Here is a 15497-nt window from a genome sequence, read left to right as displayed (position 1 = left end):
GACGACGTCTCCGACGATCGCTTTACTATTGTTTTACTCGTCTGTATCTATGCATCGGACACAACGCTTATTTCGATATTCTGTGAATCCCCGAAACGCATGGACGGCGAATCGGACCGCATCGGTGAGCGAGGATACGAACAGCTACGGCGCGCAGCTGAAACGCACCGGTCCGACCTCGTGCTCCGACTCGGTGCGGAGGTCGGACTCCGCCCGGCGGAGATGACCGCCGTACGGCTGGCCGATATCATCGAGTTCGAGGGATATCGCCTGCTGGCTGTTCGGGAGGACGGCGAAGTAGTCCGCGAGACGTACCTCCCGGATTCGGTCGAACACGACATGCGGAAGTACACGAATTCGGCCGGAATGGACGACGACGAGCCGCTGTTTTCCGTCTCCCCACGTCGGCTCCAGATGCTGGTCAATGAGGTAGCCGACCGAGCCGCTGAGACGACACCACACCTGAAGGAGGTTTCATCACGCGACCTCCGATGGCGGTTCGCGGCGAGCCTGCTGGACGATGGCGTTCCGCCGGACATCGTCTGTGCGCTCGGCGGCTGGGACCGACTCGACCGACTGGACCCGCTGCTTGACGAACCAGACCGTGAAACCATCATCGCGGCCGTCGACGGGTCCGGCGGGCAGGCGTCCGCAAGCGAGCCGCAACGAACCGTTGGCTGGATTACGGCGGTCAGCGAGACGCTTGCGGCCGCTGCAACTGATGAAGCGATTGCGACAACGGTCTGTGACCACCTGACCGAGACGGCGGGCTTCGAGTTCGCCTGGCTCGCCGAGCGTACCGGCGATGGGTTGACACCGCGCGCGACGACAGAGGTCTCGGAGTCGACCGTTGAGCAGCAGATCGATGAGCATATCGAGTCAGTCACCGCCCCGCTCGACGTGGGCGAGGTTCGTGTCGTCGACGACAGCGCCGGACCGGTCGTGCTGGTCCCGCTAGTCAGGGAAAACGCGGTCTCCGGTGTCATCGGGGTCGGAGCCAGCGAGGGGCTTACCGACGCGGAACGTGCCGTACTGTCCGCGCTCGGGGTCCAGATCGGCCACGCACAGGTCGCCGCCGAACGCAAGCGCCTCCTGCTAGCCGACACGGTGACCGAGTTGGAATTCCACTGTGGGGACGAGCGAACCTTTACCGCCGGAGTATCCGGGGCGTTACAGTGTACGGTCGAACTGTCCGGCGTCGTCCCTGTTGCGGGCCAGTCACTGCTGTATTATCTGATGGTCGAAGGCGCTTCGGCCGACGCGATACTCTCGTATGCGGACGACGATGACGGCGTGGCCGACGCCAGACTCCTCGAACAGCACAGCGACGGCGTGTTACTGGAAGTTGTCGTCACCGATACGCCAGCACTCCAGTTGGTCGAAAGCGGCGGGCGCATCCGGTCTGTGACGGCCACGGACGGTGTCGCAACTATCGCAGTCGAGCTCCCCGGTGAGGCCGATATCAGACCAACGGTCAACGCCGTCACCGACGCCTACAGGGAGACATCGTTAGCAGCGAAGCGAGAGACGGAACGGCCGGCCGAGACGGACACCGGATTCCGCGACCGACTGACCGACACCCTCTCAGACCGGCAAGAGACCGTTCTTCAGGCGGCCTACCACAGCGGCTATTTCGAGTGGCCTCGGGGCTCGACCGCTGAGGAGCTAGCGGACTCGCTGGACGTCTCGTCGCCGACGTTGCATAATCACCTCAGGAAGGCACAGCAGAAGGTCCTGACCGCGTTTTTCGACGACCGGCCGACCGAACCGCGACAGCCGGTCGACAACTGAAACCCTGTTTCATGTTATCGTAGTTAGACCCCCTGTTTATATGGCCGCTGTGAAATATCGATGATAGACCATGTCAGATGAAGATGTCCAGCTAGAAGCGCGGCTTGCGGAGCAGGAGGTTTTCGAGCCCCCGGAGTCGTTCGTCGAGCAGGCGAACGTCACGGACGAGGGTATCTACGACGAGTTCGAAGAAAACTGGCCGGAGTGCTGGGAGGGGGCCGCCGAGCTCCTCGACTGGGAGGAGGACTACGATCAGGTACTCGACGACTCGAACCCGCCGTTCTACGAGTGGTTCACGGACGGGACCCTAAACGCCTCGGCGAACTGCCTAGACCGGCACCTCGACGAGCGGGGTGACGAAGCCGCTATCGAGTGGGTCGGCGAGCCGGTCGAGGAAGACAACATCACCTACACGTACGAGGAACTCCATCAGAAGGTCAACGAGTTCGCGGCCGGCCTGCGGGAGATGGGCGTCGGCGAGGACGACGTCGTGACGATGTACATGCCGATGATTCCGCAGCTCCCCATCGCCATGCTGGCCTGTGCCCGCATCGGCGCCCCCCACTCCGTCGTGTTCGCCGGCTTCTCCGCGGACGCGCTCGCGACCCGAATGAACGCCGCCGACTCGGAGTATCTGGTCACCTGTGACGGCTACTACCGCCGCGGTGACCCGCTTGACCACCTCGACAAAGCCAACGAAGGACTGAGCGGCGTCGACCACGAGGTCGAACGCGCTCTCGTCGCCGAGCGCCTGATGGACGGCGACGGCTTCGACCACGACTACGCGGACAACCAGGTCGCCTTCGAGGACGTCATCGCCGACAACGAGGGCGCAACGGTCGAACCGGTCAACCGCGACGCCGAGGACATGCTGTTTCTCATGTACACCTCCGGGACCACCGGGAAGCCGAAGGGTGTCAAACACTCCACTGGCGGCTACCTCGCCTGGGCAGCCTGGACCTCGCAGGCAGTGCTCGACATCAAACCCGAGGACACGTACTTCTGCTCTGCCGACATCGGCTGGATTACCGGCCACTCCTACATCGTCTACGGCCCGCTCGCGCTTGGGACGACGACGATGATGTACGAGGGGACGCCGGACTACCCCGACAAGGACCGCCTCTGGGACATTGTCGAGGAGTACGAGGCCGACCAACTGTACACCGCGCCGACGGCCATCCGCGCGTTCATGAAGTGGGGCAAGGAGTACCCCGAAAAACACGATCTCTCCAGCCTGCGCCTGCTGGGCACGGTCGGCGAGCCGATCAACCCCCGGGCCTGGAAATGGTACTACAAGCACATCGGCAACGAGGAGTGTCCCGTCGTCGACACCTGGTGGCAGACCGAGACTGGCGGCATGATGATAACGACGCTGCCCGGCGTCAAAGACATGAAACCAGGGTCCGCCGGGCCGCCGTTGCCGGGCAACGACGTACGCATCGTCGACACCGAGGGTGAGGAAGTCGAACCCGGCCGTGCCGGCTACCTGACCGTCGACAAGCCGTGGCCGGGGATGCTCCGGACGCTGTACAAGAACGACGAGCGGTTCATCAACGAGTACTGGGCCGAGTACTCGGATACCGACAGCGACGACTCCGACGACTGGGTGTACTTCCCCGAGGACGGCGCGAAAATCGATGATGACGGCTACATCACCGTGCTGGGACGGGTCGACGACGTGATCAACGTCTCCGGCCACCGTCTCGGGACGATGGAAATCGAGAGCGCTATCGTCGGCGTGGAAGGCGTTGCTGAAGCCGCTGTCGTCGGTGGCGACCACGATATCAAGGGCGAAGCGGTGTACGCATACGTCATCACCGAGGACGGCTACGACGAGGACGAGGAACTCCGCAGTGCAATTATCGAAGGTGTCGAGGACGCTATCGGCCCGATCGCGCGGCCGGAAGCGGTCATCTTCACACCCGAGCTACCGAAGACTCGCTCCGGAAAGATCATGCGCCGCCTGCTAGAGGACATCGCGAACGGCGAAGAGCTGGGCGATACGAGTACGCTGCGAAACCCTGACGTCGTCAGTGATATCGAGACCAAAGTCCAGGGTGACTGAGCCGTAGCGGCGAACAGCACCACGAATTTTCAAGCCTTCAAACCCATGTCAAGAGACACGCATGCAGACCGAGAAGAGTCAGATATACAACCAGATGGCGGCACGGCGGCCGCCCACGATGACATCGATTACCTCGACAGGGAGGTGAACCTGTTACGACCAAGCACGCCGTTCATGCGCGACCATCTGAAGATCATCTGGAGCAGTTTCGTGCTCTGGGCGCTGGTCGTGTTCGGCCCGGTGACGCTGACCGCACTTGCGCCGGAGATGATGACCGTGCAGACGCCCCTATTCGGCTTCCCGCTACACTACTTCCTCGTTTCGTTCGGTGCGCCGACGGGCGCGCTCATACTGGCAGTAGTGTACACCCGCTACCGGGACCGTCTCGACCAGAAGTACGGCATCGATTCCGATTCCGTCGATAACACGGCTCCCGAGGCGGGCGAGCCAGCGGCCACTGACGGGGGTGTCGAGCAGTGACGGTCCCACTACAGGCAGAGGCGCTCGACATCTCGTTCAAGCTCGTCCCGGCGATTATCGTCTTCCTGATGATGGCGTCGTTCCTCGTCATCGGCTACGTGTTCAAGGTGGCCGACACCGAGGGGATGTGGGTCGCGGGCCGCGGCATCGGCAACATCGAGAACGGGATGGCCATCGGCGCGAACTGGATGTCCGCCGCCTCGTATCTGGGACTCGCCGGACTGGTCGCGCTCTCTGGCTTCTACGGGCTGGCGTTCATCGTCGGCTGGACGACCGGCTACTTCGTCCTGCTCATCTTCCTGGCGGCGCAGATGCGGCGGTTCGGAAAGTACACCGCGCCGGACTTCGTGGGTGACCGGTTCAATTCACCGACTGCCCGCGCGCTGGCGGCGTTCACCACGCTGCTCATCGCGTACGTCTACTCCGTCGGACAGGCCCGCGGCATGGGGCTTGTCGGCCAGTACGTCTTCGGGCTCGACATCATTCCGATGATCGTCGTGATGATGACGATCACCGTCGGCTACCTCGCGCTCTCGGGGATGTTGGGCGCGACCAAGAACATGGCCGTCCAGTACACGATCCTCATCGTCGCGTTCCTCGCGGGCGTGTACATCGTCGGTTTCTCGCAGGGATACTCGACGGTGCTCCCGCAGATCGAGTACGGCGCACTGATCGCCGACCTCGGACGCGAGTTCTCCGCGCCGTTCGTGAACCAGCCGTTCTACCTCTGGATCGCGACGGCGTTCTCGCTCATTGTCGGGACCTGTGGCCTGCCACACGTCCTCGTCCGATTCTACACGGTCAGGAGCGAGCGCGTCGCTCGCTGGTCCTGCGTGTGGGGGCTGTTCTTCATCCTCCTGCTCTACTGGGCGTCGCCCGCGATGGCGGCCTTCGGTGTCGACCTCTTTCAAGCGACGACGGGCGCGAGCGCCTACGCCGCGGAAGGCGGCATGTCCGGCGCTGAAGGTGACGTGATCGTCGTGCTCGCCGCACAGTTCGCGAACCTCCCGACGTGGTTCGTCGGCCTCGTCGCGGCCGGGGCGATGGCGGCCGCCATCGCGACGACAGCTGGCCTGTTCATCACGGCCTCATCGGCGGTCGCACACGACATCTACACCGAACTGATCAATCCCGACGCGACCCAGCGCCAGCAGGTGCTCATCGGTCGCGGGACGATTATCGGCATGGGCGCACTGGTGACGGTGACCGCGTTCAACCCACCGGCGCTTATCGGCGAACTGGTCGCCTACGCGTTCTCGCTGGCCGGCGTCGTCCTGTTCCCAATGTTCTTCCTCGGTCTCTGGTGGGAGAACACGAACCGTCAGGGCGCACTGGCCGGGATGATACTCGGCCTACTCATCTGGATCACCTCGATTATCAACAGCGTCCTGCCGAACTACATCGGCGCGCTCGGCGCAGCCGCTGGAGAGGGTGGCGCACTCGTCCCGATATACGCCCAGTACGTCCCGCCCATCGGCGCGGCGCTGATCGGGACGCCACTCGTGTTCATCGTCACCATCGCCGTGTCGCTGGCGACGCCCGAGCCACCCCTGGAGACGAAGAAGATGGTTCGACAGTGTCACAGCCCCGAACCAATGGGACAGCAAGAGACCGCCGCAGACGTCGTCGGCGATAGCACCAGTGGCGGCACCCCCGCAGACGACTAAACCAATGTACGATAATATTCTTGTTCCGACCGACGGCAGCGAAACCGCCGAAAACGCGGTCGATCAGGCAGTCGACATCGCCTCGAAGTACGACGCGACGGTCCACGCACTGTACGTCGTCGACGTCGACGCCACCAGCTACTCGCTGGGGACAGAGCAGGTCGACCGAATCCGACAGGGGAATCTGGAGGAGATGACAGAAGTGAAAGCCGACGCAGACGACGCCACCGGCTACGTCCGCGACCGGGCCGCCGAGCACGGCGTCGACGTGGAAGAACACATCACTGCCGGCGAACCGGCCCGCGCCATCCGAAAGTTCGTCGAGGACAACGACATCGACCTCGTCGTGATGGGGTCCCACGGCCGCTCAGGCCTCAAGCGCGTCATCCTCGGCAGCGTCACAGAGAAGGTGCTCCGCCGGACGCGGCTGCCGGTGCTGGTCGTCGATGTTCACGGTGATACGGATATCGAGGCGTGACTGAGTATGGGACAGAACCGACCACAGTCGCCACAGACGACGGGAGGCCGCCGATGAGCGTCGTCGACACCCTCCGTAACCACGTGCAAGACCACAAGCGGGGAATGTTCGTCGACCTCGTGTTCGCTATCGCCTGGGTGACTGCTGTGAGTGTTATCTTCGACCTGCTCCCGGCTCCCCAGTGGGCCTACTACCTGACGCTCGCCGCCGGTGTCGTCGCGTACTACGGCTTCTTCTGGTCGCTTGAGCTGGCGATGGAACAGCAGTAGATCGGAATCCGTTTTCAGCAACGGTAGATCCATAGCTAGTTTACGACATCCCTGTTAAACGTACACATACGGTGGCCGAACCACCGCTTTACCCGTGCTGTCCAAGCACCCCTCCATTCTCAAGCCTGGCGAATTTCAGCCCTGCCGGTAGTAATAATACCATGTAGGTGCATTGACTTTTTCGATGGCAGCAGACGCCGTGGAGTCAGCAATGATCTACGAAAGTTCAACGGGAGAGTACTACAGTGGTCTCGACATCTGGATGCGCTTCGAGTCGGGGTTCTGGGACCCACACGATTGGAGTCAAGCGACAGGACAGGAGTGGGTACAGACCGAGGCGGGTGAAGTGCTCACCCTGACGCCAGTCCCAGAGTCAGACCTTCCGGACGGGGTGTCGGTGACCGAGGCTGAGGACATCGAGTACCTGCCCGAGTGAAAACGGCCAGACAGGAGCAGGTCACGAGTCCGACTGTACTGACTGGGCTACATCGGAACTTAACCGCCGCGAGAGGCAAACCACGGGTCACAGTGGTCCTCCCGTTCAGCGGTACCGCTCAACTGCCCCGGCTCAGTACCGGTCCCTGTCCGATTTTCTCGGCCCGGCGTCAAGAGAAGTCGTTCTGTGGCGCGTAGCGCCGTACTGGTGCTCACGGGTCGCGCTGCTCCCCGTTCGCGTTTCGAGACCCCTCGCTTCGCTCGGGCTCTCGCTACTCACGGCTTTGCCGTTCGTTCTGCGGCGCACAGCGCCGCACTACTTCTCACTCATCGCTTCACTCGCCATATTCCGCCCTTGCGCGTTCAACGCAACCTCGGTCCGAACCCGGACCTCATCAACCGCACCAACATCAAGCAGTTTCTGATAGATTTCCTCGACCTCGTCAGGTGTCGTTCCAACGAAATCGGACATCTCGAACGGTGAAACACCAGAGTACAGCGCCATCAGCACCTGGCTCTCCATCTCCGAGAGTTCGTAATCGTCCTCGCGGTCCTCGATAACGCGGGTGAACAGCGTCTTCAGCGCCCGCGTGTGGTGATCCATCCCCGAAATGTGGGTTTCGACGCTGCGGTCCTGGTCGTCAGTGTGTTCGACCTCGATGACCTCCCGCTCCTGCCCCATCACGGTACTGGTCTCGGTTTCGATGGTTCCGACGTCCTCGATTTCGAAGAACATACTCTTGCCGCCGGGAAACTGGAGGCGGATGATGTCGTCGTCTAGTTGAAACCGTGCCTTGCGCCACTCGGCGTCCTCCTGAACGACGCCACCGACGACCGCTTGCTGTCGTGCGAGGATGACCTCACCCTGTAGCGTCGCGCGGACGTACTCCGTCTGGAAGTCGTCTAGGTTTGGCGTGTCGACGAGGAGGACGTTATTGCCCACCTCCAGCGCGGTTGCACCGCCAGTCCCACCATCGGGAACCAGATCGTCAGGGTTCGACGGGAGGGTGATGTTGGAGTGAGGAATGGGCTGTTTCGAGCCGTTCGTCGCCAGAATGAGTCGCTTGTTGGTGACGATGAGTCGACAGGAGCGCCACTTCGGGTCGGTCACCGTGTCGCCATCGCGGACGACGTACTGGAAGTCCCCCGACGTGTCGACTAGCTTGCGTTCGTCACCACTCATAGCCGCTGGTACTACAGATTTGATGCCGAAGGGTAAATAAGTTCCAGCACCGCTCTCACAGCGCGACAAGCAATCCGCCAGCGACGCCTAGCCCGCCGAACACCGTACAGACCGCCCAGAACGGGACCTGCCGGACCAGTCGGACCAGCGCGTCGACGGTGAGGTAGCCGACGACGGCGCTCACAACGAGCGCGACGACGGCCGGCAGCGGGTCGATTGCGGGGACACCGTCATCGACGAGGACCAGTACGTTGGCAGCGAGCGCGGCCGGAATCGACAGTAAGAACGAGAGTCGAAGCGACGACTCACCCTCGTGGCCCCTGAGCAACAGCGCGCTCACTGTCGTTCCAGACCGGGAGACACCGGGGAGGATGGCCAGCCCCTGCAACACCCCGACCAGTACGGCGTCGATCCCATCCGGAATCTCACGCTCTCCCAGTGACAGCGCCGCGGCGAAGCGCTGGAGGAGGCCGGTGATGACGAGCAGGCCGCCGACCAGCGCCAGAAAGAGACCACCCTCAAGCTCCGAAACGGCCGCGTCAAGGACCATATACGCGGGGAGACCAGTGACAGCGGTCGCCGCCGTCGCGATGATAATAAACGAGAGGTCCGCCGTCTCGTCGGCGAACGGACGACGCGAGAGTTGCCGGATCGAATGGAGGATGGTTCGGACCTCGGTGCGGTAGTAGGCCGTGGCCGCAACCGCCGTTCCGGCGTGGAGAAAGAGTGCGAGGCGGGTCGCAGCGGCGGGTGAGACGCCTGTGACCACCGTCGACGCGAGGGCGACGCCGCCCTCGCTGGAGACCGGAATCCATTCCAGCACCCCTTGCAGCAGGCCCAGCAGAATAGCGACGAGAATCGGGTTCATACCCACGGAGCGGACGCCGCGGGACAAAGGCCGTTCGGTTCCGGCCGTCGACGTGGCAGTATATATAGCCCCGGTGTCCAAGCGGGGGTATGCAACTGGGAAGCGGGGTGGTAGACCTGCTGTCGGGACTGCCGGCCTGGCAAGGGTTTCTGGTACTCGTCGGCAGCGGGGTCGCGCTTGCGCTGGTCATCCGTGTCCTCGGTGACCGGCTGCTCAGACGGGTCACCCCACACATCGAGGGCGATGTCGACGACATCGTCTTCCGTGGGATTCACACCGCCGTGTACGTCACGGTCGGTCTCGGCGGCGCGTACGCCGGCGCACAGATTTACGACATCCGCCCGGCCATCGCCGTCTCGCTGGAGGCCGGGACGCTCTCGCTAGTCGTCATCGTCTGGATGGTGACGCTACTGCGCATCGGTCGCCAAGCGTCCGCCATCGCGACGGATTCAGCGTACATCGACCGCCAGATGGTCCCCATCCTCCAGAACGTCTGGAGCGCGCTCATCTCGGGCGGTGGGATTCTGCTGTTGCTAGTCCTCTGGGACATCGACGTGACGCCGCTTCTGGCCTCAGCGGGGATTATGGGCATCATCGTCGGGCTGGCGGCCCGGGACACGCTGGCGAATTTTTTCGGCTCGCTCTCGCTGTATCTCGACGGGACGTACGCAGTCGGCGATTTCGTCGTTCTGGAGACCGGCGAACGCGGCCGTGTCGAGGATATCTCCGTCCGCTCGACGGTCATCCGCACCCGTGACGACATCCTCGTCACCGTTCCGAACTCGAAGCTCAACAACGCCGCCATCGTCAACGAGTCGACGCCGCGGCGCAAGCGTCGGATTCGCGTCCCTGTCGGCGTCGCCTACGGGACGGATATCGACCGGGTCGAGGAGATTCTTCTGGAACTGGCCGAAGCCGAAGACCTCGTGCAGGAACGGCCGAACCCACGGGTCCGGTTCCGGGAGTTCGGCAACTCAGCGCTGAACTTCGAACTGCTGTGCTGGGTCAGTAATCCGGCTCTGACAGCTCGGGCGACTCACGAACTCAACAGCGCGATCTACAAGCGATTCCGGGCAGAGGATATCGAAATCCCGTTCCCCCAGCGGTCCATCTCCGTCTCGACCGAGGAAATTCCGGGCGAACTGTTCGATCAGGCGCAGTCAAAAGGCAAAACCACAGACGACGGCGGCATGACTGGCGAGTGAGCGCAAGCACGGTCGCAGGCCAACTGACCCGATGATCGAGAGGTCGAAACGCAATTACGGGGGCGACGCGTCGGCTCAGGCAATGAGTATACTTGAGGACGCCCGTGCGGCGCTTGCCACCGGGCCGCTGTGTGATTCCTGCCTTGGCCGGCTCTTCGCCGACCGGAGTTTCGGGCTGGCCAACGCCGAACGAGGGCACGCCCTTCGGGTGACGCTTGCGCTTGCAGACGACGACCCCTTTGAGGAAAGCGAGGATTGCTGGGTCTGTGAGGGCGAGTGTGACCGCTTCGAGTGGTGGGCCGAGCAGGCCGCAAGTGCCGTCCGCGGCTACGAGTTCGACACCTATCAGGTCGGGACGAAAGTGCCGCCGCTACTCGAAGAGAACGACGAACTGCTCCGGGAAGACGTGGGGCTAGACCCCGACGCCGGCGAAGCGCTGAAGACCGAACTCAACCGCGAAGTCGGCAAACGAATCGGCGACCTGACCGGCGCGGAGGTGGAGTTCGGCCGTCCAGCAGTCCAGCTCACGCTCGACCTCGCAACGGACGAAGTGGAGACCCACGTCAACTCGGCGTTCGTCTACGGCCGTTACCGCAAGCTCGAACGCGACATCCCCCAGACGAAGTGGCCCTGCAACGACTGCAACGGGACTGGGCTGTGGCAAGGCGAGCCCTGTGACGGCTGTGACGGCAGTGGCTACCGCTACGACGAGAGCGTCGAGCAACTGTCCGCGCCTGTCGTCCGTGAGGCGATGGACGGCGAGGAGGCCGTGTTCCACGGCGCAGGTCGCGAGGACGTAGACGCCCGGATGCTCGACTCCGGCCGCCCGTTCGTCATCGAGGTGATGGAACCCCGCAAACGCGACGTGGATGCTGACGAGCTCGAAGTCGACATCAATGCCTTCGCCGACGGGAAGGTTGAGGTGACGGACCTCCACCTGGCGACCCACGAGATGGTCGAACGCGTCAAGGAACTGGATGCCTCGAAGACTTACCGGATGGATGTGGAGTTCGGCGACGCGGTCGACGCCGACGCTCTGCAGGACGCACTGACGGAACTGGACGGGGCGACCATCCAGCAAGAGACGCCCCAGCGAGTCACCCACCGACGGGCCGACCTCACCCGAACGCGGACGGTGTACGACGCCGAGGGCGAGCTGACCGACGACCGGCACGCCGAACTCCGCATCCACGGCGAGGGCGGCCTGTACGTGAAGGAACTCGTCTCCAGCGATGAGGGCCGCACGGAGCCGAGTCTGGCCGGCCTGCTCGACACCGACGCTGTGGTGACCGCACTCGACGTAATCGACGTACAGGGCGAGGACGAACCGTTCGCGACAGACGAGTTCCTCAAAGAGTAGCGCTCCCGGAGTCGTCCGACCGGAAGCTGTTTTTGCACCGCCATCCAGATGATAGCCATGCGATTCGGCGTCGACGAGGCCGGGAAAGGACCAGTGCTGGGGTCGATGTTCGCCGCCGCCGTCAGGGCTGACCCCGTGGCTCTGCCCAATGGTGTCGGCGACTCGAAAGACATCAAGCCGGAGCGACGTGAGCGACTGGCCGAGGAAATCCGTGAGTCGGCGGACGCCGTTGGCGTCGCCGAGATTCAGGTCGAACGGATCGATGCCGACGAGACGGACATGAATACGCTGACCGTCGAGGGGCAGGCAGCGGCGCTCTCGGTGGTGGCCCGGGACGGACTGTCGGGGATGGTCGACGCCGGCGACACCGACGCGGCGCGGTTCGGTCGCCGGGTCGCGGACGCGGTCGACGCCGAGGTGACCGTGCGGGCGGAACACGGGGCCGACGAGACGGACCCGCTGGTCGGTGCGGCCTCAATCATCGCGAAGGTCGCCCGCGACACACACGTCGCGGAACTGGCGGCGGAGTACGGCGACGTGGGGTCAGGCTATCCCAGTGACCCGACAACGCGGGCCTTCCTGGCGGACTATGTCGACCAACATGGCGAGTTGCCGGCGTGTGCCCGCCGGTCGTGGTCGACGTGTGACGACGTGTTGGCGGCGGCGTCACAGTCGACACTGGGTGACTTTTGAACGCGGACAGGCCGACAGTGAACGTGGTGTCTTCGAGGCGAACCAATACCGCGTACTAAGGCAGAAAGCGGGAACCGCTCATACTGTTAACTGTAACTGAGACACAGTACTCGCGGTGGCGAAATTCCTGAAAGGCGTACAGCCGAGGGTCTCAGTCCTCGTCCAGCACGAGACTCCGGAGGATGTCACCGTAGGCCGGGCGCGTTACGAGTACACCGATGAGTACGCCCACGATGGTGATGATAGCGAACCCGGAAAGGTCACCAAGCGAGAGGACCATCAGCGGGCTCATGGCGACGATGGTCGTCGCCGCGGCCGCGCCAATGACCCAGAACGCCTTGCGGAAGCGGCTTTGGAACACGCGTCCCGTTTCGACTTTCCCCTGCTGGAGGATTTCGTCGGCGATAATGATGAGGTCGTCCACACCCGTGCCAATGACCGCGATGAACCCGGCCAGATGCGAGAGATTCAGCGGATATTGGACAAAGGCGACGAACCCGAGGAGGATGAATACCTCCGATAGCGCCGTGACAATCATCGGCAGGGCGACTTCTGGACGCCCGTACCGGAGATACACAACCAGGCTCACCGCGATGACGGCAAGAATGCCAGTCAGGAGGGAGCGCTGCTGGAACTCCTGAGCGAGCGCGGACGAAAGCGTCTGGCTCTCCGCGTTGTCGAAATCAAGTGGGGCCGGCAGCCGACCAGCTTTCAGCGCGAGTTCCAGCTCGGTCGCTTCAGACATATTGCTGGTCCGCATGATGAACTGCGGGTTGTTGACGAAGTCACCGTTCCGGTAGGACTGTCCTAGCCCCGGGTCGACGCCGCCGACGAACACCGGCTCGCCGTTCAGCGTCGTCACCAGACAGTTCGCCTGTGAGTTCTGGAGGTTCTCGTGGTCGTAGTCCGAGCGGCGGCAGGTCGATCCACTACCGAATCCAGCCTCGACCATATCGTTCGCGTAGCGCTCGGCGGCACCCTGTTCGACTGTCACCGGGACGTGCGTTCCCTGCGTTTCGCTTCGCTGTGCTGATCCGGCGCGCAGATCCTCCTGCGAGAGAACCTCCTCGCGGACATAGGATCCGTTCTCAGTGTTGTCGTGAACGGCGTACACGCGAACGACGCCACGTTCTTCGAGCAGGCTGATAAGCTCCTCACGCCCCCTATCTGGGGCTGTGACGCTGATGAAGCTCCGGCCGCCGGGAGAGCTTACTTGCTGGACAGAGCCGCCGGTGAGGGCTGATTCTCGCAGTTTATCGTTGATGACCGACACCATATTTTCGCGTGTTTCTCGGGTCACACCGGGCCGGACCTCACTCGGCTCGTACCCCTCGGCTTCGATCGCGGACTGTACTTCTGACTCGCTTACGTTCCTCGCAAACACTTCAACGGTTTCAGTGCGGTTAGAGACCCGTACGTCGATTGAATCGATGCCCAACTGGTCTGAGACGGATTGTTCGAGGGTCGTCTCATCCGCGGGCGCAACCTCAACACCTTCGGCGGTAATGCCGACAATGGGGGCTTGGATGCGCGTCCCACCGCTAAGCTGAATCCCGTACTGGAGGTTTGTCGACTGGTTGGCAGCCCCGGCCCCTTCAGTATCCGAAGTCCCTGGCGGAACGCCGGGGACGAACAGCGCGACGGCGCTGAGTAGCAACAGCGTGACCAGCGCAACGACACGCCAGTTTTCCTTGAGTGTGCTCATCGTTTGACCCCCTCGTACTTGTACCAGCGAAGCAACGTGACGTTGAGCATATAGGTATTCATTAGGTCAGCAGCTAGTCCCACAACGAGAACGAACCCAATGGAGGCCATCAGGTCGATCCCAAATATCGTCGCCGAAATCGCCATCACCGCCATCGCCGCCATTGACGTCAGCGTCATCGTCACACCAGTCCGCATCGCGCGATACGTCGATTCGTAGAACCCGCCGGACCTGCGGAGGACGTGGTTGTTCAACAGGATATCTGAGTCGACGCTGTAACCGATAAGCATCAGCAATGCGGCGACAGTCCCCAGCGAGAGCTTGATTCCGAGGAGGTTCATTACCGCGAGCGGGATGACGAGGTCAGAAAACGCCGACAGAACGACCGCGATGCTTGGCACGACCGACCGGAACATCCCAAAGACAAGCAAACTCATCCCAAGGAAAGCAACACCGATGCCGGCGACCGCTAGCCGTTGGTTCTCTTGGCCGAATATCGGTGAGGTCGTCCCGCTACCGAGGAACTCCATCTGATCGCTCGAACGCGCGGTTTCCTCAATGGGCTCCAGATTTGACGAATCAAACGTGATTATATACCGGTTCTCACCCTCGACCTGTTGGACGGAAACCACGGGTTCGTCGAACGTATTGTCCCTGAGCTCCGCCTGTGAGAGAGACGACTCGACGGTGAGTTCCGAACCGCCCGTGAAGTCGATGCTTGGAGATACTGGCGCTCCGGTGACCAGATACCAGCCACCGAGCACCGCAAGCGCCAGACCGAGCACCACCAGCGGAACCGCCACTAGTTGGCGGTTCGAATACTGGGTGTAATCGACTTCCGGGACCTCGAACTCGAACATGACGGAACGGTGTGAGACGGGCCGGAATAAGCCTTCCCAATCACTGCCGCTGACATCCGCTGTGCCGTACATCTATGGCAGTCTATCACGTATATCCATCCATGCCCGAGCGTGCAATCAGCGTCAAGCTTTCGTATCCCGCGGACCTCAGCGGGTGGGGTCGCGACAAAATCGACGGGTCGCCGTTCCGCGCGTACCTCCGGAAGACACACGACACCGCAACATCGGGCGACGTATGGACGGAGTTCGTCGGTGTCGGCTGCTGTGGCGACACGCTGGACTTCCCGCTCCGTGTCGAATCCGTCGACGGCGGCACAGCGGTGACCGAAGACACCGAATTCGTGTACACCGAGCGCGAGGCGTGTGGCATCGCCGGTGGGTGGCAGGTCCAGAGCGTCGCCGGCCCGACAGAATAGGCAGCGAGAGCGGATAAGAGAA

The 15497-nt window shown here is 62.7% G+C and carries 15 protein-coding genes; 11 read left to right on the top strand and 4 right to left on the bottom strand.

Features of this window, described 5'->3' with window-relative positions; genetic code table 11:
• Positions 1-99 precede the first annotated feature (99 nt).
• The 7 genes from ACODNH_RS12725 to ACODNH_RS12695 all read left to right on the top strand — a co-directional run bounded on the left by ACODNH_RS12725 (position 100) and on the right by ACODNH_RS12695 (position 7186).
• Complete coding sequence (locus ACODNH_RS12725; RefSeq protein WP_434530381.1) at positions 100-1791, top strand: bacterio-opsin activator domain-containing protein; 1692 nt, start codon at positions 100-102, stop codon at positions 1789-1791.
• A gap of 70 nt (positions 1792-1861) precedes the next feature.
• A complete protein-coding gene (gene acs, locus ACODNH_RS12720; protein ID WP_434530380.1) occupies positions 1862-3856 on the top strand; it encodes an acetate--CoA ligase in 1995 nt (664 codons plus the stop codon).
• A 45-nt stretch (positions 3857-3901) separates the two neighbouring features.
• Positions 3902-4336: a DUF4212 domain-containing protein gene (locus ACODNH_RS12715; RefSeq protein ID WP_306704660.1), complete on the top strand. Its 435-nt coding sequence runs from the start codon at positions 3902-3904 to the stop codon at positions 4334-4336.
• Positions 4333-6003: a sodium:solute symporter family transporter gene (locus tag ACODNH_RS12710; RefSeq protein ID WP_434530379.1), complete on the top strand. Its 1671-nt coding sequence runs from the start codon at positions 4333-4335 to the stop codon at positions 6001-6003. Before ACODNH_RS12715 ends, ACODNH_RS12710 begins: the two co-directional genes overlap by 4 nt.
• 4 nt (positions 6004-6007) lie before the next feature.
• On the top strand, positions 6008-6481 hold the full coding sequence (locus ACODNH_RS12705; protein ID WP_434530378.1) for a universal stress protein: 474 nt from the start codon (positions 6008-6010) through the stop codon (positions 6479-6481).
• Positions 6482-6534: 53 nt separating this feature from the next.
• The gene (locus ACODNH_RS12700) at positions 6535-6750 is read left to right on the top strand and encodes a hypothetical protein (RefSeq protein WP_306704654.1); all 216 of its coding nucleotides are present in this window, start codon (positions 6535-6537) and stop codon (positions 6748-6750) included.
• A 184-nt stretch (positions 6751-6934) separates the two neighbouring features.
• Complete coding sequence (locus ACODNH_RS12695; RefSeq protein ID WP_306704652.1) at positions 6935-7186, top strand: hypothetical protein; 252 nt, start codon at positions 6935-6937, stop codon at positions 7184-7186.
• Positions 7187-7501: 315 nt separating this feature from the next.
• On the opposite strand, the gene ACODNH_RS12690 is transcribed toward ACODNH_RS12695, so the two are convergent.
• Both ACODNH_RS12690 and ACODNH_RS12685 read right to left on the bottom strand, forming a co-directional pair.
• Positions 7502-8368 (bottom strand): CheF family chemotaxis protein, encoded by an 867-nt coding sequence (locus tag ACODNH_RS12690; protein WP_434530377.1) that lies wholly within the window; start codon positions 8366-8368, stop codon positions 7502-7504.
• 55 nt (positions 8369-8423) lie between these two features.
• A complete protein-coding gene (locus ACODNH_RS12685) occupies positions 8424-9236 on the bottom strand; it encodes an undecaprenyl-diphosphate phosphatase (RefSeq protein WP_306704648.1) in 813 nt (270 codons plus the stop codon).
• 89 nt (positions 9237-9325) lie between these two features.
• Here ACODNH_RS12685 and ACODNH_RS12680 point away from each other — a divergent pair, with 89 nt between their 5' ends.
• The 3 genes from ACODNH_RS12680 (at position 9326) to rnhB (ending at position 12494) form a co-directional block, all read left to right on the top strand.
• Positions 9326-10441 (top strand): mechanosensitive ion channel family protein, encoded by a 1116-nt coding sequence (locus ACODNH_RS12680; RefSeq protein ID WP_306704646.1) that lies wholly within the window; start codon positions 9326-9328, stop codon positions 10439-10441.
• A gap of 82 nt (positions 10442-10523) precedes the next feature.
• Positions 10524-11801, top strand: a complete 1278-nt coding sequence (locus ACODNH_RS12675; protein ID WP_306704644.1) for a tRNA pseudouridine(54/55) synthase Pus10 — start codon at positions 10524-10526, stop codon at positions 11799-11801.
• Between the two features lie 57 nt (positions 11802-11858).
• Positions 11859-12494, top strand: coding sequence for a ribonuclease HII (gene rnhB / locus ACODNH_RS12670; RefSeq protein WP_306704642.1), 636 nt, complete (start codon positions 11859-11861; stop codon positions 12492-12494).
• Positions 12495-12645: 151 nt separating this feature from the next.
• On the opposite strand, the gene ACODNH_RS12665 is transcribed toward rnhB, so the two are convergent.
• Together ACODNH_RS12665 and secF are read right to left on the bottom strand one after the other, a co-directional pair.
• Positions 12646-14199 (bottom strand): preprotein translocase subunit SecD, encoded by a 1554-nt coding sequence (locus tag ACODNH_RS12665; protein ID WP_306704640.1) that lies wholly within the window; start codon positions 14197-14199, stop codon positions 12646-12648.
• Entirely contained in the window at positions 14196-15059 is an 864-nt protein-coding gene (gene secF / locus ACODNH_RS12660; protein ID WP_306704637.1) for a protein translocase subunit SecF, read from the bottom strand. The genes ACODNH_RS12665 and secF overlap by 4 nt, the downstream gene beginning before the upstream one ends.
• A 101-nt stretch (positions 15060-15160) precedes the next feature.
• Between secF and ACODNH_RS12655 the strand changes: the two genes are divergently transcribed.
• Positions 15161-15475: a hypothetical protein gene (locus ACODNH_RS12655; protein WP_306704635.1), complete on the top strand. Its 315-nt coding sequence runs from the start codon at positions 15161-15163 to the stop codon at positions 15473-15475.
• Positions 15476-15497 lie beyond the last annotated feature (22 nt).

Origin of the sequence: Haloarcula sp. NS06 (assembly GCF_051122755.1) — an archaeon.
GTDB lineage: Archaea > Halobacteriota > Halobacteria > Halobacteriales > Haloarculaceae > Haloarcula.
Note: the sequence above shows the minus strand (reverse complement) of the source record. Positions and strands in the feature narration are given on the sequence as shown.

What these genes read in the sequence shown, in the direction of transcription:
- secF (WP_306704637.1), bottom strand. Translation starts at nt 15,059, where the DNA reads ATGTTCGAGTTCGAGGTCCCGGAAGTCGATTACACCCAGTATTCGAAC.
- ACODNH_RS12665 (WP_306704640.1), bottom strand. Translation starts at nt 14,199, where the DNA reads ATGAGCACACTCAAGGAAAACTGGCGTGTCGTTGCGCTGGTCACGCTG.
- ACODNH_RS12655 (WP_306704635.1), top strand. Translation starts at nt 15,161, where the DNA reads ATGCCCGAGCGTGCAATCAGCGTCAAGCTTTCGTATCCCGCGGACCTC.
- ACODNH_RS12700 (WP_306704654.1), top strand. Translation starts at nt 6,535, where the DNA reads ATGAGCGTCGTCGACACCCTCCGTAACCACGTGCAAGACCACAAGCGG.
- ACODNH_RS12695 (WP_306704652.1), top strand. Translation starts at nt 6,935, where the DNA reads ATGGCAGCAGACGCCGTGGAGTCAGCAATGATCTACGAAAGTTCAACG.
- acs (WP_434530380.1), top strand. Translation starts at nt 1,862, where the DNA reads ATGTCAGATGAAGATGTCCAGCTAGAAGCGCGGCTTGCGGAGCAGGAG.
- rnhB (WP_306704642.1), top strand. Translation starts at nt 11,859, where the DNA reads ATGCGATTCGGCGTCGACGAGGCCGGGAAAGGACCAGTGCTGGGGTCG.
- ACODNH_RS12715 (WP_306704660.1), top strand. Translation starts at nt 3,902, where the DNA reads ATGTCAAGAGACACGCATGCAGACCGAGAAGAGTCAGATATACAACCA.
- ACODNH_RS12725 (WP_434530381.1), top strand. Translation starts at nt 100, where the DNA reads ATGGACGGCGAATCGGACCGCATCGGTGAGCGAGGATACGAACAGCTA.
- ACODNH_RS12690 (WP_434530377.1), bottom strand. Translation starts at nt 8,368, where the DNA reads ATGAGTGGTGACGAACGCAAGCTAGTCGACACGTCGGGGGACTTCCAG.
- ACODNH_RS12705 (WP_434530378.1), top strand. Translation starts at nt 6,008, where the DNA reads ATGTACGATAATATTCTTGTTCCGACCGACGGCAGCGAAACCGCCGAA.
- ACODNH_RS12680 (WP_306704646.1), top strand. Translation starts at nt 9,326, where the DNA reads ATGCAACTGGGAAGCGGGGTGGTAGACCTGCTGTCGGGACTGCCGGCC.
- ACODNH_RS12685 (WP_306704648.1), bottom strand. Translation starts at nt 9,236, where the DNA reads ATGAACCCGATTCTCGTCGCTATTCTGCTGGGCCTGCTGCAAGGGGTG.
- ACODNH_RS12675 (WP_306704644.1), top strand. Translation starts at nt 10,524, where the DNA reads ATGAGTATACTTGAGGACGCCCGTGCGGCGCTTGCCACCGGGCCGCTG.